This is a genomic window from Antarctobacter aquimaris, assembly GCF_900184945.1.
GTDB lineage: Bacteria > Pseudomonadota > Alphaproteobacteria > Rhodobacterales > Rhodobacteraceae > Maliponia > Maliponia aquimaris.
In genome coordinates this window covers 128,152-146,733 of record NZ_FXYF01000009.1, presented here as the reverse complement: position 1 = coordinate 146,733, position 18,582 = coordinate 128,152, and the positions used below count along the sequence as shown (strand labels likewise).

23 protein-coding genes are annotated in these 18,582 nt (G+C 67.5%); 9 read left to right on the top strand and 14 right to left on the bottom strand.

The features are described 5' to 3' along the window. Nucleotide 1: 1 nt before the first annotated feature. Nucleotides 2-376, bottom strand: a complete 375-nt coding sequence (locus tag MAA8898_RS16590) for a response regulator (RefSeq protein ID WP_094022143.1) — start codon at nucleotides 374-376, stop codon at nucleotides 2-4. Further along, nucleotides 373-657, bottom strand: coding sequence for an STAS domain-containing protein (locus tag MAA8898_RS16585; protein ID WP_094022142.1), 285 nt, complete (start codon nucleotides 655-657; stop codon nucleotides 373-375). The genes MAA8898_RS16590 and MAA8898_RS16585 overlap by 4 nt, the downstream gene beginning before the upstream one ends. Nucleotides 658-996: 339 nt before the next feature. Here MAA8898_RS16585 and MAA8898_RS16580 point away from each other — a divergent pair, with 339 nt between their 5' ends. Beyond that, nucleotides 997-1,458, top strand: a complete 462-nt coding sequence (locus MAA8898_RS16580; RefSeq protein WP_094022141.1) for a thiol-disulfide oxidoreductase DCC family protein — start codon at nucleotides 997-999, stop codon at nucleotides 1,456-1,458. Further along, nucleotides 1,455-1,988, top strand: a complete 534-nt coding sequence (locus tag MAA8898_RS16575; protein ID WP_176445198.1) for a DUF4166 domain-containing protein — start codon at nucleotides 1,455-1,457, stop codon at nucleotides 1,986-1,988. Before MAA8898_RS16580 ends, MAA8898_RS16575 begins: the two co-directional genes overlap by 4 nt. Nucleotides 1,989-1,997: 9 nt before the next feature. Here MAA8898_RS16575 and MAA8898_RS16570 read toward each other — a convergent pair whose 3' ends face one another. From MAA8898_RS16570 to MAA8898_RS16515, 12 genes are all read right to left on the bottom strand, one after another. Continuing rightward, entirely contained in the window at nucleotides 1,998-2,501 is a 504-nt protein-coding gene (locus tag MAA8898_RS16570) for an HD domain-containing protein (RefSeq protein WP_176445197.1), read from the bottom strand. 58 nt (nucleotides 2,502-2,559) lie between these two features. Continuing rightward, nucleotides 2,560-4,758, bottom strand: coding sequence for a 3-hydroxyacyl-CoA dehydrogenase NAD-binding domain-containing protein (locus tag MAA8898_RS16565; protein ID WP_094022138.1), 2,199 nt, complete (start codon nucleotides 4,756-4,758; stop codon nucleotides 2,560-2,562). A gap of 2 nt (nucleotides 4,759-4,760) precedes the next feature. Next, the gene (locus tag MAA8898_RS16560) at nucleotides 4,761-5,198 is read right to left on the bottom strand and encodes a hypothetical protein (RefSeq protein WP_094022137.1); all 438 of its coding nucleotides are present in this window, start codon (nucleotides 5,196-5,198) and stop codon (nucleotides 4,761-4,763) included. Beyond that, nucleotides 5,195-5,662, bottom strand: a complete 468-nt coding sequence (locus MAA8898_RS16555) for a cupin domain-containing protein (RefSeq protein WP_094022136.1) — start codon at nucleotides 5,660-5,662, stop codon at nucleotides 5,195-5,197. The genes MAA8898_RS16560 and MAA8898_RS16555 overlap by 4 nt, the downstream gene beginning before the upstream one ends. An 85-nt stretch (nucleotides 5,663-5,747) precedes the next feature. Then, a complete protein-coding gene (locus MAA8898_RS16550; protein ID WP_094022135.1) occupies nucleotides 5,748-6,665 on the bottom strand; it encodes a hypothetical protein in 918 nt (305 codons plus the stop codon). A 9-nt stretch (nucleotides 6,666-6,674) separates the two neighbouring features. Continuing rightward, nucleotides 6,675-7,886 carry an acetyl-CoA C-acetyltransferase gene (locus tag MAA8898_RS16545; protein WP_094022134.1) on the bottom strand — a complete coding sequence of 404 codons (1,212 nt, stop codon included), beginning with the start codon at nucleotides 7,884-7,886 and terminating at the stop codon, nucleotides 6,675-6,677. A gap of 15 nt (nucleotides 7,887-7,901) precedes the next feature. Beyond that, entirely contained in the window at nucleotides 7,902-8,540 is a 639-nt protein-coding gene (locus MAA8898_RS16540; RefSeq protein ID WP_094022133.1) for a glutathione S-transferase family protein, read from the bottom strand. 321 nt (nucleotides 8,541-8,861) lie between these two features. Beyond that, entirely contained in the window at nucleotides 8,862-10,001 is a 1,140-nt protein-coding gene (locus MAA8898_RS16535; protein ID WP_094022132.1) for an acyl-CoA dehydrogenase family protein, read from the bottom strand. 10 nt (nucleotides 10,002-10,011) lie between these two features. Then, nucleotides 10,012-10,224: a hypothetical protein gene (locus tag MAA8898_RS16530; RefSeq protein ID WP_094022131.1), complete on the bottom strand. Its 213-nt coding sequence runs from the start codon at nucleotides 10,222-10,224 to the stop codon at nucleotides 10,012-10,014. A 60-nt stretch (nucleotides 10,225-10,284) separates the two neighbouring features. After that, a complete protein-coding gene (locus MAA8898_RS16525) occupies nucleotides 10,285-12,066 on the bottom strand; it encodes an acyl-CoA dehydrogenase C-terminal domain-containing protein (RefSeq protein WP_094022130.1) in 1,782 nt (593 codons plus the stop codon). Between the two features lie 34 nt (nucleotides 12,067-12,100). Beyond that, nucleotides 12,101-12,502, bottom strand: a complete 402-nt coding sequence (locus tag MAA8898_RS16520) for a MerR family transcriptional regulator (protein WP_094022129.1) — start codon at nucleotides 12,500-12,502, stop codon at nucleotides 12,101-12,103. A 233-nt stretch (nucleotides 12,503-12,735) separates the two neighbouring features. Beyond that, entirely contained in the window at nucleotides 12,736-13,113 is a 378-nt protein-coding gene (locus MAA8898_RS16515; RefSeq protein ID WP_094022183.1) for a MerR family transcriptional regulator, read from the bottom strand. Nucleotides 13,114-13,237: 124 nt separating this feature from the next. Between MAA8898_RS16515 and MAA8898_RS16510 the strand changes: the two genes are divergently transcribed. From MAA8898_RS16510 to MAA8898_RS16480, 7 genes are all read left to right on the top strand, one after another. After that, a complete protein-coding gene (locus MAA8898_RS16510; RefSeq protein WP_094022128.1) occupies nucleotides 13,238-13,660 on the top strand; it encodes a PaaI family thioesterase in 423 nt (140 codons plus the stop codon). After that, nucleotides 13,660-14,169 carry a PaaI family thioesterase gene (locus tag MAA8898_RS16505; protein ID WP_094022127.1) on the top strand — a complete coding sequence of 170 codons (510 nt, stop codon included), beginning with the start codon at nucleotides 13,660-13,662 and terminating at the stop codon, nucleotides 14,167-14,169. The genes MAA8898_RS16510 and MAA8898_RS16505 overlap by 1 nt, the downstream gene beginning before the upstream one ends. Before the next feature lie 134 nt (nucleotides 14,170-14,303). Further along, nucleotides 14,304-15,626 (top strand): MATE family efflux transporter, encoded by a 1,323-nt coding sequence (locus tag MAA8898_RS16500; protein ID WP_094022126.1) that lies wholly within the window; start codon nucleotides 14,304-14,306, stop codon nucleotides 15,624-15,626. 36 nt (nucleotides 15,627-15,662) lie between these two features. Next, on the top strand, nucleotides 15,663-15,893 hold the full coding sequence (locus MAA8898_RS16495; protein ID WP_094022125.1) for an N-(5'-phosphoribosyl)anthranilate isomerase: 231 nt from the start codon (nucleotides 15,663-15,665) through the stop codon (nucleotides 15,891-15,893). A 273-nt stretch (nucleotides 15,894-16,166) separates the two neighbouring features. Further along, a complete protein-coding gene (gene trpB, locus MAA8898_RS16490) occupies nucleotides 16,167-17,411 on the top strand; it encodes a tryptophan synthase subunit beta (protein ID WP_094022124.1) in 1,245 nt (414 codons plus the stop codon). A gap of 268 nt (nucleotides 17,412-17,679) precedes the next feature. Then, nucleotides 17,680-18,114, top strand: coding sequence for a hypothetical protein (locus MAA8898_RS26315; protein ID WP_094022123.1), 435 nt, complete (start codon nucleotides 17,680-17,682; stop codon nucleotides 18,112-18,114). A 51-nt stretch (nucleotides 18,115-18,165) separates the two neighbouring features. Beyond that, a complete protein-coding gene (locus MAA8898_RS16480; RefSeq protein WP_094022122.1) occupies nucleotides 18,166-18,567 on the top strand; it encodes a hypothetical protein in 402 nt (133 codons plus the stop codon). Nucleotides 18,568-18,582 lie beyond the last annotated feature (15 nt).

Below are 18,582 nucleotides of genomic sequence, written 5' to 3'. Positions count from 1 at the left end.
TTCAGCCCATATGCCCCGTCAAACGCCGCAGCACCGACACCAGCGAGGCATCGTCGAAAGGTTTCACGATCCAGCCGGTCGCCCCGGCCGCCCGCGCCCGCGCCTTCAGCGCGTCCGAGCTTTCGGTGGTCAGCACCAGGATCGGCACGTTGGTGCGGTTCGGCCCGCTGCGCAGGGTGTCGATCACGCCAAAGCCGTCCATCTTGGGCATGTTGATGTCGGTGATGACGACATCCGGGTCCACGTCGGGAAAGACATCGACCCCTTCCTGCCCGTCGCAGGCCGAGTGGAATTCGAACCCCGCGCCTTCGAGGGACACGCGCAGCAGGTTCCGGATCGTTCGTGAATCGTCGATTGCCAGGACTTTTGTCGTCATTGCAGCTGTTCCTTGTCGAAATGATCGGGGGAGAGACCAAGCCTTTCGAGCCCCTCGCGGAAACTGGGCGCCATCTCGGTCACCTCAAAGCCGATGCCGTCGACCGCCCATTGCCTCTGCGCCACCAGCAGCAGTTGCAGCCGGTGCGAGTCGAGTCGCGCGACATTGCGCGCCGAGACGGTCACCGGCATCCGCCGGGCGTCGAGCAGGAAAGAAACCAGTGGATCTTCGCCGGATCGGGCCCGGGCCGGACCCAGGGCATGGAAACTGATGTCTGACATCGCGATATGGCATCCTCGGTGGCACGGCATGTGCGTCGTCACGGCACATCTGACGGACCGCAGGATTACGGACGCGAAATTAACAAAGCGTTCCAAAAGCCGGTCCGGCCGCCCCGGCGCCCCCAACCGCCACGGGGGCAAATGTCCGCCCGGTGCCATCAGGGGTTGTGCGCGTCGTCAACTGCATGGTTTCGTTCTGAAAATCGGAATGCACCCGGGCCGGGCCGGACCGTGGCGCGCAGGCGCCGGAAAACCGACAATTCTAGCCATTGCCCCGGGCCGCGCCTTTCGATTGGCGCGCGCCGCGACCCCGGCTATACCACCATCCGGAGGTTCCACATGCGCCCCATCGACAGACAGCCCTATTCCTGGCGCGACGATCCCGCGGTGCCGGCGTTCGACGAAACCCGCATGCTGGTGGTGCTGGATGGCGCCTGCGGGTTGTGCTCGGCGACGGCGCGGCGCATTGCGCGGCTGGACCGCGGCGACGCGGTGCGCCTGTGTACCGCGCAATCGGCGCTGGGGCAGGGGCTGCTGGCGCACTTCGGCCTCGACCCGGAGGACCCCGACACCTGGCTGCTGATCCGTGACGGCCGGGCCCAGGGCTCGCTCGACGCGGCGGCGACGCTGTTTCCCCTTCTCCACCGCGCCTTTGTGCCCCTGCGGCTGCTGCACCTCTTGCCGCGCCGTGTGCAGGACTGGCTCTACGCCCGCGTCGCGCGCAATCGCTACCGGCTGTTCGGCGGCGGCGATCTCTGCGGCCTGCCGGACGCCGAAGTGCGCCGCAGGCTGGTCGGGTGACCCCCTATGCCCAGCTGCTGGGCGCGGCGCTGGCCGATCTGCCAGGGCCGTGCCGGGCGCTGCATGGCGGTTTCGGCCGGTTTCAGGGGCGGATCACCGTGTTGGCCGCCCCGCTGGCCCCGCTGCGCCTGCTGGCGCGGCTGGCGGGGTTGCCCGGCGCGGTCACCGATGCCCCGCTGGTGTTCGAAACCGCACCCGAAGGCGGCGGCGCGCGCTGGACCCGGCGCATCGGGGCGCATGTCATGGCCTCGCATCAGACCGCCATGCCCGATGGCACACTGGCCGAGCGGCTGGGGCCGTTGACCCTGGCCGCATGGCTGCGCCCCGGGCCGCAGGGGCTGGCGCTGGAGACCGCCTGGGTGCGCGTGCTGGGCCTGCCGCTGCCGCGCCTGTTGTGGCCCCGGGTCACCGCGCGGGAATGGGCCGAGGGCGGGCGCTACCGCTTTGACATTTCCATCGCGCTGCCACTGGGCGGGCCCCGCCTCATCGCCTATTCCGGCCATCTCGACACGGGGCCGCCGGGCGTCTGACACCACGGTTCAGCCGCGCGCGGCCAGTTCCTCGGTCAGGCGGGCAATGGCGGCGCGATACCGCGCGCCCAGGCTCGCGGCACGCTCGGGCGGCAGCGTGGCCAGCCGCGCCGGGTCCGAATTGTCCGACAGGTCGGCCAGCTTCACCCGCAGCGCGCCCAGCGGCGCCTCGCGGGCCATCAGGTCGATCCGCTCGGCATAGCTGATCGCCGCGTCGGTCTTGGTCACGGCCCGCACGATGGCGATGACCGTCTCGGAATACCCCAGCGCGCGCAGGTCCTCCGGCGTGGTCGCGGTGTCCTCCACGGCGTCATGCAGCCAGGCGGCGTGGCGTTCGTCCGGGGTGGCGTCGGGAAACAGCCGCAGCAGGTGCCGCGACACCCGCACCAGGTGACCGATGTAGGGCTGTCCCGCCTTGTCCACCTGGCCCGCGTGCAGATGCCCGGCCAGCGCCGCCGTCTCCTCCAGCCTGGGCGGTCCGGGTTTCAGGGCGGTGAACACGGGTTCGGGCATGATGGGCTCCTGCGGGGGCGCTAGGGGAGGCCAGCCTTGGGGCCTCCCCGCTGCAATGTCAGGCCGCCGCCTTCGCGCCGCCGAACCGCTCATAGAACCCTTCGCCGCTTTCGGCGAGGTCGCGCAGCAGGGCAGGGCAGGCAAAGCGCGGCCCGAACGTCGCGGCCAACTCGTCGCAGCGTTCGGCGGCATAGGGCGCGCCGATCATGTCCAGCCAGGACAGCGGGCCGCCCGACCAGGGCGCAAAGCCCCAGCCCAGGATCGCCCCCACGTCGCCTTCGCGGATGTCCATCAGAACGCCGTCCTCCAACGCGCGCACCGCCTCCAGCGACTGCACGAACAGCAGCCGGTGCTGCACCTCGGTCACGTCGGGCTGCTCGGCCGCCTGCGGGTACTTCGCCGACACGGCCGCGCTCAGGCCCGCGCGCTTGCCCTTCTCGTCGTAGTCGTAGAAGCCGGCCCTGGCCTTGCGGCCCAGCCGTCCCTCGCCCTCCATCCAGAAGATGACCTCGTCCACCGCGCCATCGGGATAGGCGTCCCCCATCGCCGCCCTGGTCGCGCGGGCGATCTTGGCCCCCAGGTCGATCGAGGTTTCGTCCACCAGTTGCAGCGGACCCAGCGGCATCCCCACCATCTTGGCGGCATTCTCGATCAGCGCCGGGGCGACGCCCTCGGCCACCATGCGGATGCCCTCGTTGATGTAGGGAATGATGCAGCGGTTGGCGTAGAAGAAGCGCGCGTCGTTCACCACGATCGGCGTCTTGCGGATCTGGCGCACGAAATCCAGCGCCTTGGCCACCGCGCGGTCGCCGGTCGCCTTGCCCTTGATGATCTCGACCAGCAGCATCTTTTCCACCGGGCTGAAGAAGTGGATGCCGATGAACTGCTCCGGGTTCTTCGACGCCTTGGCCAGGTCGGAAATCGGCAGGGTCGAGGTGTTGGTGGCAAAGATGCAGTCGGCGTCCGTCACCGCGTCCACGGCCTTGGTCACCTCGGCCTTGACCTTCGGATCCTCGAACACCGCCTCGACGATCAGGTCGCAGCCCTTCAGATCGTCATACGAGGCGGTCGCGGTGATCCGCGCCAGCATCTCGTCGGCCTTGTCCTGGGTGATCTTCTTGCGGCTCACCCCCTTGGCGGCATAATCCGCGCTGTAGGCCTTGCCCTTCTCGGCGGCGGCCAGCTCGCGGTCCAGCAGCACCACCTCGATGCCCGCCTGCGCGGACACCAGCGCGATGCCCGCGCCCATCATGCCCGCGCCCAGCACGCCCAGTTTCCTGACCCGCTGGTCGGACACATCCGCCGGACGCACCGCGCCCTTTTCCAGCGCCTCCTTGTTGATGAACAGCGACCGGATCATCGCCCCCGACGACGGGTGCATCAGCACGTGGGTGAACCACCGCGCCTCGATCTTCAGCGCGGTATCAAAGGGCACCAAGGCGCCTTCGTAGACCGCCGACAGCAGCGCCTTGGCCGCCGGGTAGACGCCCTTGGTCTTGCCATTCACCATGGCCGAGGCCCCGACAAAGGTCATGAAGCCCGCCGGGTGATAGGGCGCGCCGCCCGGCATCTTGTAGCCCTTGGCGTCCCAGGGCTTGACGATATCGGCATCCTTGGCCGACAAAACCCACTCTTTCGCAGCGGCCAGCGGATCCGCGACCACCTCGTCGATCAGCCCCGCCGCCTTGGCCTTCTTCGGGTCCGACAGCTTGCCCTCCAGCAGGAAGGGCGAGGCCGCCATCGCCCCCATCTTGCGCACCAGCCGCGTGGTGCCGCCCGCGCCCGGAAAGATGCCGACCATGATCTCGGGCAGGCCGATCTTGGCCTTGGGGTTGTCGGCGGCAAAGATCCGGTGCGTCGCCAGCGGGATTTCCAGCCCGATGCCCAGCGCGGTGCCGGGCAGGGCGGTGGCGATCGGCTTGCCACCCTTCAGGGTCTTGGGGTCCATGCCGGCGCGCTCGATCTTGCGCAGGATGCGGTGGGCGTTCATGATCCCGTCGAACAGCCCCCTGGCCGGGTCGTCGCCGGCCATCTCCTTCATCTTCGCGATCACGTTCAGGTCCATCCCGCCGGCAAAGCTGTCCTTGCCCGAGGTGATGACGATGCCCTTGACGGCCTCATCGGCCAGCGCCTCGTCGACCAGCCCTTCCAGCACGTCCCAGGCTTCCAGCGTCATCACGTTCATCGACTTGCCGGGAACGTCCCAGGTGATCACCGCGACGCCATCGGCGCCTTTTTCCATCGTGAAATCAGTCATTGTCACTCTCCAGAGTTTGTTGGCGGGCGCCCGGTCCAGGTATGGTGGCCACGGGCGTTGAGGATGGCCGACATGCGCCAGCCGTCAGGGCAGGGATGCAGCAGCGCGGTCGAGGTATAGGGGTCGGCAAGCCGCGTCGCGTTGTGCATCAGGTGGGTGCGGTAGGTGGCCAGCACGGTGCCGTCCGGGCACTGCTCGATCCCCATCGGTTCGCGGTGCACCAGGTTCAGCCCCATCGCCTCGCAGGCCTTGAGGTACAGCGCAAAGTTCCGCGCCACGTCGGCGTCGGTGTGCAGCGTGACCGGGCCGTCCGCCGTCACCATGCTGAACGGCAACAGCAGGCGGCGCCGCCATAGCGTGAACTCCGGCCGCATGAAGGCGACCGAGATGTCCTTGAGGAACCGCTCGAATTCGGCATCGGTAAAGGTGGGGTCGGTCATGACGGGTCAAGCTCCCCTCCATCGCGCCGCAGGAACCGCATCCTGCCGTCCGCCATCTCGACCTTCATGTCGACGTCGGAATACCAGCCCGTCTCACTCTCGGTCCTTGTGCCGACCACGACAAAGGCGCCGGGGGTCTCCGCGCGGTTGACGATGTGGTGCCCGTTGGCGTCGCCGGCCGGAAAGGCGCAGCAATCGCCGGGCACCAGAGGCGTCTCGCCGGTGTCATCCACCAGCACCAGCGCGCCCTCGGTCACCACCAGGAATTCGTCCTGCCGTTCGTGCCAGTGCCGCAGCGAGGACATCGCGCCCGGCGCCAACCGCACCAGGTTGACGCCGAACTGGGTCAGCCCCGAGGCGTCGCCCAGCCGCTGCGCGCTGCGCCCGGCCATCGCCGCGTCATGCGGCGGCGGGTAGGAGGACCCGGTGGATACCGGCACGCGGGACAGGTCGATCTTGGGCATCACGCCGCTCCTCTCTTTGTCCGGTCGCCGCCGGTCTTGCAGGTCAGTCCGGCGGCAACGGCCGGACGCCGGTTCCGCACCCCGCTCATGACCTGCCGTCCCCGGGGCACGGCAGGTTCCGCGCCTCCGACTTGTCCGTCAGCGTCAGGTGCCCCATCGGGTGGATGATCGACGTCATCCGCCAGGCCAGGTCGTCGCCCTGTTCCACCGTCATCGCGCTCTTGTAGGCCGGAACGACCAGCTGCGCGCCGCTCAGGATATGCGTGCGATAGCCGCCGGTGATGCGCCGTGCGCCCACCATCTCGGCGCTGGTCACCTTGCGCACGGCATCCGTCACCCCGTGGACGCGGAATTCCGTGACGTAGCGGCGAAAGTCGGCCTCCACCTCGTCCCGGGTGGCAAAGACCCGCGTGCCCTGGCTGGCCTGCACGAACAGCGGCAGCTGCACGGCGGCGAACATCGTCTCGAAATCGCCGGTCAGAAAGGCCCGTGTCACCCGGTCCAGGATGCCCTGAAAGACCGCCGCCGCCGGGCTGTCCGGTCCGGCTTCGGCCTCGGGCCGCACGCCCGCGCTCAGCAGCGCGCGGCCATGGTCGGTGTCCGTCTCGACCGTGTACTGGTTGCCGACGACTTGCCAGCGCCCGTCCTCCCTCACGATCTCGGCAAGATCGGTAAAGGGCGGCCGCAACAGCGCGCCTTCCTTCGACAGCAGGTGCGTGACATGCGCCTGGCGGATCCGGTCGGGCCCGTCGAACAGCGCCGCCTCGACCCAGCGGTCCAGCCGCGCCACGCCCAGCTCGGCATAGAGCCCGCGCACCTCGTCAAACACCCGCCGCAGGTCGTCGCGCGTGCGCAGCACCCGCGCGCCGTCCATCGTCGCCACCACCTGCGGCAGCCGGAAACACTCGGCAAAACGGTCGAACGCGCCGGACAGCAGCGCCTCCCCGGTGATCTCCAGGAGTTGCGTGGCCACCTCGGCGGCGCTGTCCGGCGCGGTCGTCACCGTCCTGCCTCAGACCCGTTCGATGATCGTCGCAGCACCCATGCCCGAGGCGATGCACAGCGTGGCGAGGCCGGTGCCCTTGCCGGTCCGCTCCAGCTCGTCCAGCAGGGTGCCCAAGATGATCGCCCCGGTCGCGCCCAGCGGGTGCCCCATGGCGATCGACCCGCCGTTCACGTTCACCCGGTCGGCATCCACGTCAAAGGCCTGCATGAAGCGCAGCACCACCGAGGCAAAGGCCTCGTTCACCTCGAAGAGGTCGATGTCGCCGATCGACATGCCGCTGTCCTTGAGGATCTTCTCGGTCGCCGGCACGGGGCCGGTCAGCATGATGGTCGGGTCGGTGCCGATCTTGCAGGTGGCGCGAATGCGCGCGCGCGGCTTCAGCCCCCACTTTTCGCCAAAGGCCTTGTTGCCGACGAGGATCGCGGCCGAGCCGTCGACGATCCCAGAGGAGTTGCCGGCATGGTGGATGTGCTCGATCCGCTCGAGGTGCGGGTACTTCATCAGCGCGATGGCGTCGAACCCGGGCATGACCTCGCCCATATCCTTGAACGACGGCCTCAGCGCGCCCAGCGACTGCATGTCGGTGCCCGGGCGCATGTATTCGTCCTGCTCCAGGATCGGCAGGCCGTTGATGTCGCGCACCGTCAGTATGGATTTTTCGAACCGCTTCTCGGCCCAGGCCTTGGCGGCGCGGCGCTGGCTCTCGACGGCCAGCGCGTCGGCGTCGTCGCGGCTGAACCCGTACTCGGTGGCGATGATGTCGGCGCTGATGCCCTGCGGCACGAAATAGCGCTCCATGGCGATGCTCGGGTCCACGGCGATGGCCGCCCCGTCCGAGCCCATGGCCACCCGGCCCATCATCTCGACCCCGCCGGCGATATAGGCTTCACCGGCACCGCCGCGCACCTGGTTCGCGGCCAGGTTCACCGCCTCAAGGCCGGAGGCGCAAAAGCGGTTGATCGCGAGGCCGGGGATCGACTCGTCAAGGTCGCTGGCCAGCACGGCGGACCGCGCCAGGCAGCCGCCCTGTTCACCGACCTGGGTGACATTGCCCCAGATCACGTCCTCGACGGCGTGCCCGTCCAGCCCGTTGCGCGCCTTGACCGCGTTCAGCACCTGTGCCGACAGGCGCAGGCTGGTCACTTCGTGCAGCGCCCCGTCGGCGCGGCCCTTGCCGCGCGGGGTGCGGACGGCGTCGTAGATATAGGCTTCGGTCATGGGATGTCCTTTTCGTCAGGCCCGGTCCGCGGGGGAGCCGGGCATCAGGTCATAGGGGTGCTTCCAGCCGGGAAGCGCCTGGATGTTGGAAAGCCAGCGGTCGATCTCGGGCCAATCGGCACGGGTGAAACCGAAGGGCTCGGGGTAGAAGAGATAGCCGCAGCAGGTCAGATCGGCGTTGGTGGGACCGTCGCCCACGATCCAGTCGCGCCCCTTCAGGTGCCCGTCGAGCAGCGCGTAGGCGCCCTTGAGCCGCGCCTGCAGAAAGCCGATCACCTCGGCCGGGCGCTTGTCCTCTGGCAGGAAGTTCATCAGGAACCGCGCGATCCCGGCGTTGGCACTGAGCTTGTGGTTGTCCCACAGCACCCAGCGCAGCACCTCGCGCGCCTCTTCCGGGGTCTTGCCGCCGAAATGGCCGTAGGTGTCGCTCAGGTACTGCTGGATCACGCCGGACTGGGTGAGCTTGACCTCGCCATCGACCAGCACCGGGCATTCGCCCATCTCGTTGACAGTGGTCCGGTAGGCTTCTCCGCGAGTCTCGCCGTTGAAGAAGTCGACCTTGACCGGCGCCCAGTCGAGCCCGGCCAGTTCCAGCGCCAGCGCGGCCTTGTAGGAATGCCCGGATTCGCCGAAGCAGTAGAGTGTCATGGTCATCGCGACTTGTCTCCCGTCGTTCCCGTTTGCCCCGTCGGAGCGGGGGTTTCACACCCCCGCACCCCCGTGGAGGTATTTTCACCAAGAAGAAGCAGCAGGCACCTCATTTGGTAACTGCGCGTTAAGGTTAACGCGCCACTCTTGTAGGTGCGGTACAGGCTGGAGAGCCGATGACCGCCCAAGGAGAAGCCCCGCCCCTAGCCAGAGGAGCGGGCACCGCAGGAAGGTCGACTGCTGCCCTGGCCTTTGGGTCCGATGTGCGACCTTCCTGTTTCTTCTTGGTTCAAATACTCAATTCCGTGCTTGCCACCCGCACCGCCGTCACAATTTGCGCGCGATCAGTTCCTTCATGATCTCGTTGGTGCCGCCGTAGATGCGCTGCACCCTTGCATCCGCCCACATCTCGGCCACCGCGTATTCCTGCATGAAGCCGTAGCCGCCGTGCAGCTGGACACAGTCGTCCAGCACCTCGCCCTGGGTGTCGGTCAGCCAGTATTTCGCCATGGCCGCCTTTTCGACGCTCAGCTTGCCCTCCAGGTGCTCGGCGATGCACTGGTCGAGAAAGCTGCGCGCCACCACCGTCTTGGTCTGGCATTCGGCCAGCTTGAACCGGGTGTTCTGGAACTGGGTCAGCGGGCCGCCGAAAGCCTCGCGCTCCTTGCAGTAGGCGATGGTGCGGGACACCGCGCCCTCCATCGCGCCCACCGCGCCGCAGCCGATGATCAGCCGTTCCTGCGGCAGCTGCTGCATCATCTGGTAGAAGCCCTGGCCCTCTTCTCCGCCCAGCAGGTTCTCGGGCGGGATCTCGACATTGTCGAAGAACAGCTCGGAGGTGTCCGCCGCGTGGCAGCCGATCTTTTCCAGGTTGCGCCCGCGGGTGAATCCCTCGGCCTTGTCGGTCTCGACCACCATCAGCGACATGCCCCTGGCGCCTTCGCTGGGGTCGGTCTTGGCCGCCACCACGATCAGGTTGGCGTGCTGGCCATTGGTGATGAAGGTCTTTTGCCCGCTCAGCCGGTAGGCGTTGCCTTCCTTCAGTGCGCGGGTCTTGAGCCGTTGCAGGTCCGACCCGCCCGACGGTTCGGTCATCGCCAGCGCGCCGACCAGCTCGCCGCTGACCATCTTCGGCAGCCAGCGCTGTTTCTGCTCTTCCGTCCCATAGGCCAGGATGTAATGCGCCACGATCCCGGAATGGATGCCGTGCCCCCAGGAGGCCAGGTTGGCGCGCGCCGCCTCGATCAGGATCACCGCCTCGTGGCCGAAATCGCCGCCCGGCCCGCCGTAGGCCTCGGGGACCGAGGGGCAGAGCAGGCCCAGCGCACCCGCCTGCGCCCAGGTCTCGCGGTCCATCTGCCCCTGCTTGCGCCACTTGCCGTACAGCGGCTGCCATTCCGTCTCGATGAACCTCGCGGTCATCTCGGACAGCATTTCATGCTCTTCGGTCATCCAGTCCCGCGGCATGATCCCTCCCTTATCTCTTTCTGTCGTCCAGCTCGGCGTTGAACAGGCGCAGCCGGTGCGCCAGCGCGTCGGCGTCCGTCACGCTGTCGAAGTGCTCGAACAGGAACGACAGCGCCTCGCCCTCGTCCAGCCCCGCCTCGTGCGCGAATTTCTTCAGCTTGCGATAGCCGTCCTCGGTCATGGCGACCGGGAACCGGCGGGTCAGACGAAAACGCTTGGGCATGAAGGCTCCTTCGGCCGTTGGTGCAGGGCGGGGGGGGGGGCCCGCCGCCCCACCATTCCCTCAGAACGCGTCCGCCTCAAGGGCCATGACGGGCTCGGCGCCGGATTCGATCCGCTTGAGGTGGACGGCCGTCATCGGCAGCTGCCGCACCATGTAGTAGCGCCCGGTCGCCAGCTTGGCGGCGTAGAAATCGTGGTCACCCTCGCCGGCGGCCAGTTTCGTCTTGGCGGTCCAGGCCATCCGGCACCACATCAGCCCCAGGCAGACATGGCCGAACAGGTGCATGAAGTCATAGGACCCCGCCAGCGCCGCATTGGGGTTCTTCACCCCGTTCTGCATGAAATACATGCCCGCCGCCTGCAGATCCTTCGACGCTGCCTTGAGCGGTTCGAGGAACTGCGCGTCGAACTCCTCGTCCTGGCCCTTGTGCTCGGTGGCGAACGACTTGACCATGTCGAAGAAGGCCATGACGTGCTTGCCGCCGTCCTGCGCCAGCTTGCGGCCCACCAGGTCCAGCGCCTGCACGCCGTTCGCGCCCTCGTAGATCATCGCGATGCGGGCGTCGCGGGCGAACTGCGACATGCCCCATTCCTCGATGTAGCCGTGCCCGCCGTAGACCTGCTGCGCCGCGGTGGCGTAGTCAAAGCCCTTGTCGGTCAGGAAACCCTTGATCACCGGCGTCAGCAGCGAAATCAGCCCCTCGGCCTTGGCGTCCTCGGCGCGGTGGCCGCGGTCGATCATCGAGGCACCCCAGTAGACAAAGGCGCGCGCCCCTTCGACAAAGCTTTTCTGGTCCATCAGGCTGCGGCGGATGTCCGGGTGCACGATCAGCGGATCGGCCGGGCCGTCGGGGTTCTTGGCGCCGGTCACGTCGCGGCCCTGAAGGCGGTCCTTGGCGTAGGCCAGCGCGTTCTGGTAGGCGACCTCGGCCTGGGCATAGCCTTGCAGGCCGACGCCCAGCCGCGCCTCGTTCATCATGGTGAACATGGCGCGCATGCCCTTGTGCGCCTCGCCCAGCAGGTAGCCGGTGGCCGCGTCGTAGTTCATGACGCAGGTCGAATTGCCGTGGATGCCCATCTTTTCCTCGATCTTGCCGACCGAGACGGCGTTGCGCTCGCCGACCGAGCCATCCTCGTTCACCAGGAATTTCGGCACGATGAACAGCGACACGCCCTTGATGCCCTCCGGCCCGCCGGGGATCTTGGCCAGCACCAGGTGGATCACGTTCTGCGCCATGTCGTGATCGCCGGCCGAGATGAAGATCTTCTGCCCGGTGATCTGGTAGCTTCCGTCGTCCTGCGGCACCGCCTTGGTGCGCATCAGGCCCAGGTCCGTGCCGCAGTGCGGCTCGGTCAGGTTCATGGTGCCGGTCCATTCGCAGCTGACCATCTTCGGCAGGTACAGCGCCTTCTGCGCGTCCGACCCGTGCGCATGGATCGCCGAGTAGGCGCCGTGCGTCAGGCCCGGGTACATGTTGAACGCCATGTTCGCGGCGGAAAACTGCTCGCCCACCGCGGTGGCCAGGACATAGGGCAGGCCCTGGCCGCCGTATTCGGGATCGCAGTCCAGCGCGGTCCAGCCGCCCTCGCGCATCTGGTCAAAGGCCTCGTGAAAGCCCTCCGGCGTGCGCACCACGCCGTTTTCCAGCACGCAGCCCTGCGTGTCGCCCACCTGGTTGAGCGGCGCCAGCACGTTCTCGGCCATCTTCGCGGCCTCGCCAAGGATCGCCTCGAGCGTGTCGCGGTCAAGGTCCTCGTAGCCGGGGATATCCGCCGTGCTGAGCTTCAGAACGTCGTCCAGGACAAAGATCTGGTCCCGTGTCGGCGCCGTGTATGTGGGCATGTCTGTCTCCCTCAGGTCCTGCCTGCGGCCGGGGTCACTCGGCCGCGCGTTTGTTTTCCATGGAGCCGAGCATCTTCTCGCCCCATTTCATCTGTGCCTCGAGCTCGCCGATGGCGGCGTTCAGTTCGTCGCGCTGCCGGATCAGGTCCTGCAACCTGCTCCGCGCCACCGCGTAGGCGGCCGACAGCTGGGTGCGTTGCTGGTCGCCGACGTGGTAGAGGTCCAGCAGTTGGCGGATTTCCTCCAGGCTGAAGCCAAAGCGCTTGCCGCGCAGGATCAGCTTCAGCCGCGCCCGGTCGCGCCGGGTGAACAGCCGCTTCTGGCCCTCGCGGATCGGGAATAGCAGTTCCTTCTGCTCGTAGAAGCGCAAGGTCCGAGGCGTCACCTCGAACTGGTCGCACATTTCCCGGATCGTCATCAGTTGCTCTTCTGTCATGTCTCGCATCCTCGGCTCCCTGCCGTGTTGTCACACATTCACGAAACGGGAAGTGAGGCTTTCCGGGAGTCCATACAACGGGAATTATCGTTGACGTAACTCATACGCTACGTCATTTCAGGATTGACGTAAGATAAGGCAAGGTCAATCGTCTTGTCGTGAAACATTCTTTCCAAAGCGCTTTGGCCGAATCCCGGCACGCGGGCGTCGCGCCGTTCGGGGAATCACACGATTCAGCCGGCCCGGCCCAGCGACTCGGCGGTCTGGTCGCGCAGCGCCTTCAGCTCGTCCATGGCCGCGTCCAGCTGCGCGAGCTCCTCGGCCAGCTGCGCCAGCTGCCGGTCCGCCATCTCCAGCCAGGCGCGCATCTGCGCCTCGGTGCCCTCGTTCTCGTAGATCAGCAGCCACTGCCGGATGTCCTCCAGCTGAAAGCCGAACTTGCGGCCGCGCAGGATCAGCGTCATCCGGGCAATCTCGCGCGGGCCGTAGCTGCGGCTGCGGCCGTCGCGTTCGGGCGCGAGCAGCTCGATGTACTCGTAATACCGCAAGGTGCGCGGCGTCACATCGAACTTGGCGCACATCTCCTTGAAGCTCAGGCGTGTGTCGGGCATGGCCATCTCTCCCCCCGGTCACTTGTTCAAACCTAGGCCGATGCCGCGGGCGAGACAAGCCGCCGGCAACACGGCTTGCAGCTCTCCCGGCCCGCGCCCATAAAGACCGCCAAGGAGACACCGCATGACCGCAGACAAGGCCCGCATCGCGCGGCAGTTCATCGAAACCATCCCGCATTCCCGCGCCCTCGGCATGGCCATCACCGAAATCGGCGATGGCGTGGCCGAGATTCGCATGCCCTACGACCTCCGCATTGTCGGCGATCCGGAAACCGGGGTGATTCACGGCGGCGCGGTCTCGGCGCTGATGGACACCTGCGGCGGGGCGGCGGTGATGAGCCACCCCAATTCGCCCGCCGGCACCGCCACCATCAACCTGCGGATCGACTACATGCGCCCCGCCACGCCCGGCCAGACCATCACCGCGCGCGCCACCTGCTACCACATCACCCGCTCCGTCGCCTTTGTCCACGCCACCGCCACCGACGAGGACACCGCCCGCCCGGTCGCCACCGCCACCGGCGCCTTCACGGTGGAGGGCGCGTGATGGCCCGCAAACCGCCCGAACCCGTCCAGGTGATCAAGCAGCGCCGCGACGCCGCGCTCTCGGCGCTGGTCTCCGGCGTGCCCTACATCCAGTACCTCGGCGTCCGCTTCGACCGCCGCGGCGACGAACTGACCGCCCTCCTGCCGTTCGACGACAAGCTGATCGGCAACCCCTTCCTGCCCGCCATCCACGGCGGCGTGACGGCGGCGTTTCTCGAGATCACCGCCATGATCACGCTGAACTGGTTCTGGCTGTGGGAGGACATCGAATCCGGCGCGCTCGACCCCGAGACCATGACCGTGGGCAACCTGCCGCGCCTGCCCAAAACCATCGACTTCACCGTGGACTACCTGCGCACCGGCCTGCCGCGCGACGCCTATGCCCGCGCCCGGGTCAACCGCTCGGGCCGTCGCTACGCCTCGGTCCACACCGAGGCCTGGCAGGACAACCGCGACCGCCCCTTCGCCCAGGCCACCGCGCATTTCCTGATGCCGCGCAAGGACGGCTGACACACCCCGACCCGCCGCCCGAAACACGCCCGAAACACGCCCGAAGCACAGCTGCGTTTCTTCTGGCCAGAAATATCCTCGGGGGGTCCGGGGGGCAGACAGCCCCCCGGCGCCCGCCGCCAGAGCCACCGCCGATGCAAGACGCCACGTCCATCACCCACGCCCGCGTCCTGCGCATCGCGCTGCCGATCGTGCTGTCGAACCTGACCATCCCGCTGCAAGGCGTGGCCGATACCGCGGTGATCGGCCAGATCCCCGACGCCACGCCGATCGCCGCCGTCGCCGTGGGGGCGGCGCTGATCACCGCCGTGCTGTGGATCTTCGGCTTTTTGCGCATGGGCACCGCCGGGCTGACGGCGCAGGCGCAGGGCGCGGGCAACCGGGCCGAGGTGGCGGCGCTGCTGACCCGCGCGCTGATGATCGGCGGGGCAGGGGGGCTGCTGCTGGTCCCGCTGCTGCCGCTGATCGCCGGGATCGGCTTTGCCGTCTCGCCCGCCGATGCGGCGGTCGAGGAACTGGCCGCGGCCTACATGCAGATCCGCATCCTGTCGGCCCCCGCCGCCGTGGCGATCTACGGCATCAACGGCTGGCTCGGCGCGCTGGAAAACACCCGCGCCATGCTGGCGCTGCAACTCTGGATGGTCAGCCTGAACGTCGCGCTGAACGCGCTCTTCGTGCTGGGCCTGGGCTGGGGCGTCGAAGGCGTCGCCGTGGCCACCGTGATCGCCGACTGGACCGGCCTCGCGCTGGGCCTCTGGCTCTGCCGCCCCGCCTTCGCCACCCCCGCCTGGCGCGACTGGCCGCGCGTGTCCGACCGCGCCCGCCTGCGCCACATGGCGATGGTGAACGCCGACATCCTGCTGCGCTCGCTGCTGCTCCAGGCGATCATGCTGTCCTTCATCGTCTACTACAGCGCCGGTTTCGGCGTGGTGGTACTGGCCGCCAACCAGGTGCTGATGCAGTTCATCGCCGTGATGGCCTACGCGCTCGACGGCTTTGCCTTCGCGGCCGAGGCGCTGGTGGGCCAGGCGGTCGGCGCGCGCCGCATCGCCGCGCTGCGCCGCGCGGTGGCGCTGACCAGCCTCTGGGGGTTCGTGACCAACCTCGTCTTCGCGCTGGGCTTCGCGTTGCTCGGCAGCGCGATCATCGACGCCATGACGCGCGAACCGCAGGTGCAGGACACCGCGCGCCGCTTCCTGCCCTGGATCGTCGCCACGCCGGTGCTGGGCCTGCCGTCCTGGATGCTCGACGGCATCTTCATCGGCGCCACCCGCACCCGCGACATGCGCAACATGATGGCCATTTCCACGCTGGTCTACTTTGCCGCCGTGTCGGCGCTGATCCCGCTCTGGGGCGCGCATGGCCTCTGGGCGGCGCTGATGGTCGCCTACGTCGTCCGCGCCGTGACCCTGGCGGCACGCTACCCGGCGCTGGAACGGGCGGTCCGGGCGGCTTAACCGCGCATTAACCAGACCGGGTGTGATATCCCGAAGATGGCCCAGCTACCCGATCATCTCACCTCCGACCTCTGGCTCGACCAGCTGTTCTCCTCCGCCGAGGCGCGGCGCGGCGGCGTGGTCAAACGCCAGGTCCGCGATGTCGAACGCCTGGTCGGCCGCCGCGCCTTTGTCGAGGCCCTCGCGCACCGCGGTTTCCAGGCGGTCGAGAACGGGCGGCACTTCGTCATCTTCTGCAACGGCGCCCCGATCCGTCGGGTGCGCTGAAAGGGCCTTCGAAGGCCCTTTCCAACGCCCTTCCAAGGGCGTTGCCAAGCGCGTTGCAACGCGCTTGCAAGCGGCCGCGCGGCCGCTTCCCAAGGCGCTTCGAAGCGCCTTGACCCCCAGCCCACCCGCTGCGCCGGCCCGGAATTTGTACAAAACGACATTTTTCGCGTACAGGACGTACCTTTTGTACCAAACCCGCCGCCCGGTTTTGCCTCTGGCCTTTCCCGCCGCACATGCCATATTCAGGCCCCGAGAGCGCAAGGGAGAGGCGATATGGACGACCTGGTGAACAGCTTCATGACCGGCCCGGACGAAAAGGGCCGCTTCGGCATATTCGGCGGGCGCTTCGTCTCGGAAACCCTCATGCCGCTGATCCTCGAGCTTGAGGCGGAATACGAAAAAGCCAAGACGGACAAGAGCTTCTGGGACGAGATGGAGTTCCTCTGGAAGCACTACGTCGGCCGCCCCAGCCCGCTCTACTTTGCTGAACGGCTGACCGACCGCCTCGGCGGCGCCAAGGTCTACATGAAGCGCGACGAGCTCAACCACACCGGCGCGCACAAGATCAACAACGTCCTCGGCCAGATCATCCTCGCCCGCCGCATGGGCAAGACCCGCATCATCGCCGAGACGGGTGCCGGCCAGCACGGCGTCGCCACCGCCACCGTCTGCGCAAAATTCGGTTTGAAATGCGTGGTTTACATGGGCGCGCACGATGTTGAGCGGCAGCAGCCCAACGTCTTCCGGATGAAGCTGCTGGGCGCCGAGGTGGTCCCCGTGACGTCGGGGCGCGGCACGCTCAAGGACGCGATGAACGACGCGCTGCGCGATTGGGTGACCAACGTGCGAGACACCTTCTACTGCATCGGCACCGTCGCCGGCCCGCACCCCTACCCGGCCATGGTGCGCGACTTCCAGTCGATCATCGGCAAGGAAACCAAGGTCCAGATGATGGAGGCCGAGGGCCGCAACCCCGACACCCTCGTCGCCGCGATCGGCGGCGGCTCCAACGCCATGGGCCTGTTCTACCCCTTCCTCGACGACAAGGAGGTGAACATCATCGGCGTCGAGGCCGGCGGCAAGGGTGTCGACGACCGCATGGAACACTGCGCCTCGCTGACCGGCGGCCGCCCCGGCGTGCTGCACGGCAACCGCACCTACCTGCTTCAGGACGACGACGGCCAGATCCTCGAGGGCTTTTCGATCTCCGCCGGGCTCGACTATCCCGGCATCGGCCCGGAACACAGCTGGCTGCACGACGTGGGCCGCGCCAAGTACGTCTCGATCACCGACAAGGAGGCGCTGGCCGCCTTCCAGCTGTGCTGCGAGACCGAAGGCATCATCCCCGCGCTGGAGCCCAGCCATGCGCTCGCGCATGTGGCCAAGATCGCGCCCGATCTGCCCAGGGATCACATCATCTGCATGAATCTCTGCGGCCGGGGCGACAAGGACATCTTTACCGTGGCCAAGCACCTCGGCGTGGACATGTCCGGTACCGAGGGCCGCAAGGCCGGCTGACGGGTTCCCTGCGCATCGACCCGAACAGGGCCCGGCAGGTCAATAGGATCGCCGGGCCTTTTTCATCGCAGGTGAGACCCCGAAACCGGGCAAAAGGCCCCCAAAACCCCGCATAAACCCAGGTTTATGCGCGTGGTCCGCAGGTTTATCGGCGCCGGGATAAACCGAGGGTCCATTTCCCGGCCGCCGTTCCCGCGGCAAGGACAGGGCAGGCGACACAGCCTCGTGCGGTGTCGTCGGTTCCACCCCTGACCAAAGGATATTTACCGTGAAACCCACTCTTCTTGTCACCGCCCTTGCGGGCCTGCTGTCTGCTTCCATCGCCACCGCCGATGTTCTGACGGACCAGATCGTTTCGGACCTGACCGCCGCGGGCTATACTCACATCGAGATCAAGCGCGGCCCGTCGCAGATCAAGGTCGAGGCCATCCGCGGCACAGAGAAACTGGAACAGGTCTGGTCCCGCACCAATGGCGACCTGCTCAAGCAGGAGGTCGAAACCGCCGAGCCCGGCGACATCTCGCAACCGGGCGTGGTGACGCGCGACCGGACCGAAGACTCTCTGGACGATGACGATCTCCGGGACGATGATCATCAGGATGACGACATGCACGACGATCGGGACGACGACGATCACGACGACGATCACGATGACGATCACGATGACGATCACGACGACGACGACGATGGCGATGACGACTGAGCCAACCGCCGCGGACCTCCCGGTCCGCGGCCCTTTTGGAGGACAGCGCAGATGATGCGCAGACGCCTGCTGTGCGGCGTGGTGGCCTGCCTGGTCGCAGGCGTCCCTGCCGCCCGTGCGGAAACCGTCGAGGAGCGGATCGTCGGTCAACTCTCGCGCGAAGGCTACAGGCAGATCGCGGTGTCCCGCACCTTCCTGGGCCGCATTCGCATCACGGCCAGCGGGTCACGGGGCAGGCGCGAGATCATCCTCAACCCCTCCACCGGGGCCATCCTGCGCGACTACCTCGACGACGACGACCGCGACGACAAGGTCAGGACCCGGGACGACCGCCGCAAAGACGACACCCCCGAGGCGGATGACCCCGAGGATGACGACGACGACGATGACGACGACAAGGAAGACAAGGACGACGACAAGGACGACGATGACAAGGATGACGACGATGACTGACCGTCGCCGCGGCAT

What these genes read in the sequence shown, in the direction of transcription:
- MAA8898_RS16525 (WP_094022130.1), bottom strand. Translation starts at nt 12,066, where the DNA reads ATGCCCACATACACGGCGCCGACACGGGACCAGATCTTTGTCCTGGAC.
- trpB (WP_094022124.1), top strand. Translation starts at nt 16,167, where the DNA reads ATGGACGACCTGGTGAACAGCTTCATGACCGGCCCGGACGAAAAGGGC.
- MAA8898_RS16505 (WP_094022127.1), top strand. Translation starts at nt 13,660, where the DNA reads ATGGCCCGCAAACCGCCCGAACCCGTCCAGGTGATCAAGCAGCGCCGC.
- MAA8898_RS16520 (WP_094022129.1), bottom strand. Translation starts at nt 12,502, where the DNA reads ATGACAGAAGAGCAACTGATGACGATCCGGGAAATGTGCGACCAGTTC.
- MAA8898_RS16570 (WP_176445197.1), bottom strand. Translation starts at nt 2,501, where the DNA reads ATGCCCGAACCCGTGTTCACCGCCCTGAAACCCGGACCGCCCAGGCTG.
- MAA8898_RS16540 (WP_094022133.1), bottom strand. Translation starts at nt 8,540, where the DNA reads ATGACCATGACACTCTACTGCTTCGGCGAATCCGGGCATTCCTACAAG.
- MAA8898_RS16480 (WP_094022122.1), top strand. Translation starts at nt 18,166, where the DNA reads ATGATGCGCAGACGCCTGCTGTGCGGCGTGGTGGCCTGCCTGGTCGCA.
- MAA8898_RS16515 (WP_094022183.1), bottom strand. Translation starts at nt 13,113, where the DNA reads ATGCCCGACACACGCCTGAGCTTCAAGGAGATGTGCGCCAAGTTCGAT.
- MAA8898_RS16545 (WP_094022134.1), bottom strand. Translation starts at nt 7,886, where the DNA reads ATGACCGAAGCCTATATCTACGACGCCGTCCGCACCCCGCGCGGCAAG.
- MAA8898_RS16495 (WP_094022125.1), top strand. Translation starts at nt 15,663, where the DNA reads ATGGCCCAGCTACCCGATCATCTCACCTCCGACCTCTGGCTCGACCAG.
- MAA8898_RS16500 (WP_094022126.1), top strand. Translation starts at nt 14,304, where the DNA reads ATGCAAGACGCCACGTCCATCACCCACGCCCGCGTCCTGCGCATCGCG.
- MAA8898_RS16590 (WP_094022143.1), bottom strand. Translation starts at nt 376, where the DNA reads ATGACGACAAAAGTCCTGGCAATCGACGATTCACGAACGATCCGGAAC.
- MAA8898_RS16530 (WP_094022131.1), bottom strand. Translation starts at nt 10,224, where the DNA reads ATGCCCAAGCGTTTTCGTCTGACCCGCCGGTTCCCGGTCGCCATGACC.
- MAA8898_RS16560 (WP_094022137.1), bottom strand. Translation starts at nt 5,198, where the DNA reads ATGACCGACCCCACCTTTACCGATGCCGAATTCGAGCGGTTCCTCAAG.
- MAA8898_RS16565 (WP_094022138.1), bottom strand. Translation starts at nt 4,758, where the DNA reads ATGACTGATTTCACGATGGAAAAAGGCGCCGATGGCGTCGCGGTGATC.
- MAA8898_RS16555 (WP_094022136.1), bottom strand. Translation starts at nt 5,662, where the DNA reads ATGCCCAAGATCGACCTGTCCCGCGTGCCGGTATCCACCGGGTCCTCC.
- MAA8898_RS16580 (WP_094022141.1), top strand. Translation starts at nt 997, where the DNA reads ATGCGCCCCATCGACAGACAGCCCTATTCCTGGCGCGACGATCCCGCG.
- MAA8898_RS16585 (WP_094022142.1), bottom strand. Translation starts at nt 657, where the DNA reads ATGTCAGACATCAGTTTCCATGCCCTGGGTCCGGCCCGGGCCCGATCC.
- MAA8898_RS16510 (WP_094022128.1), top strand. Translation starts at nt 13,238, where the DNA reads ATGACCGCAGACAAGGCCCGCATCGCGCGGCAGTTCATCGAAACCATC.
- MAA8898_RS16535 (WP_094022132.1), bottom strand. Translation starts at nt 10,001, where the DNA reads ATGCCGCGGGACTGGATGACCGAAGAGCATGAAATGCTGTCCGAGATG.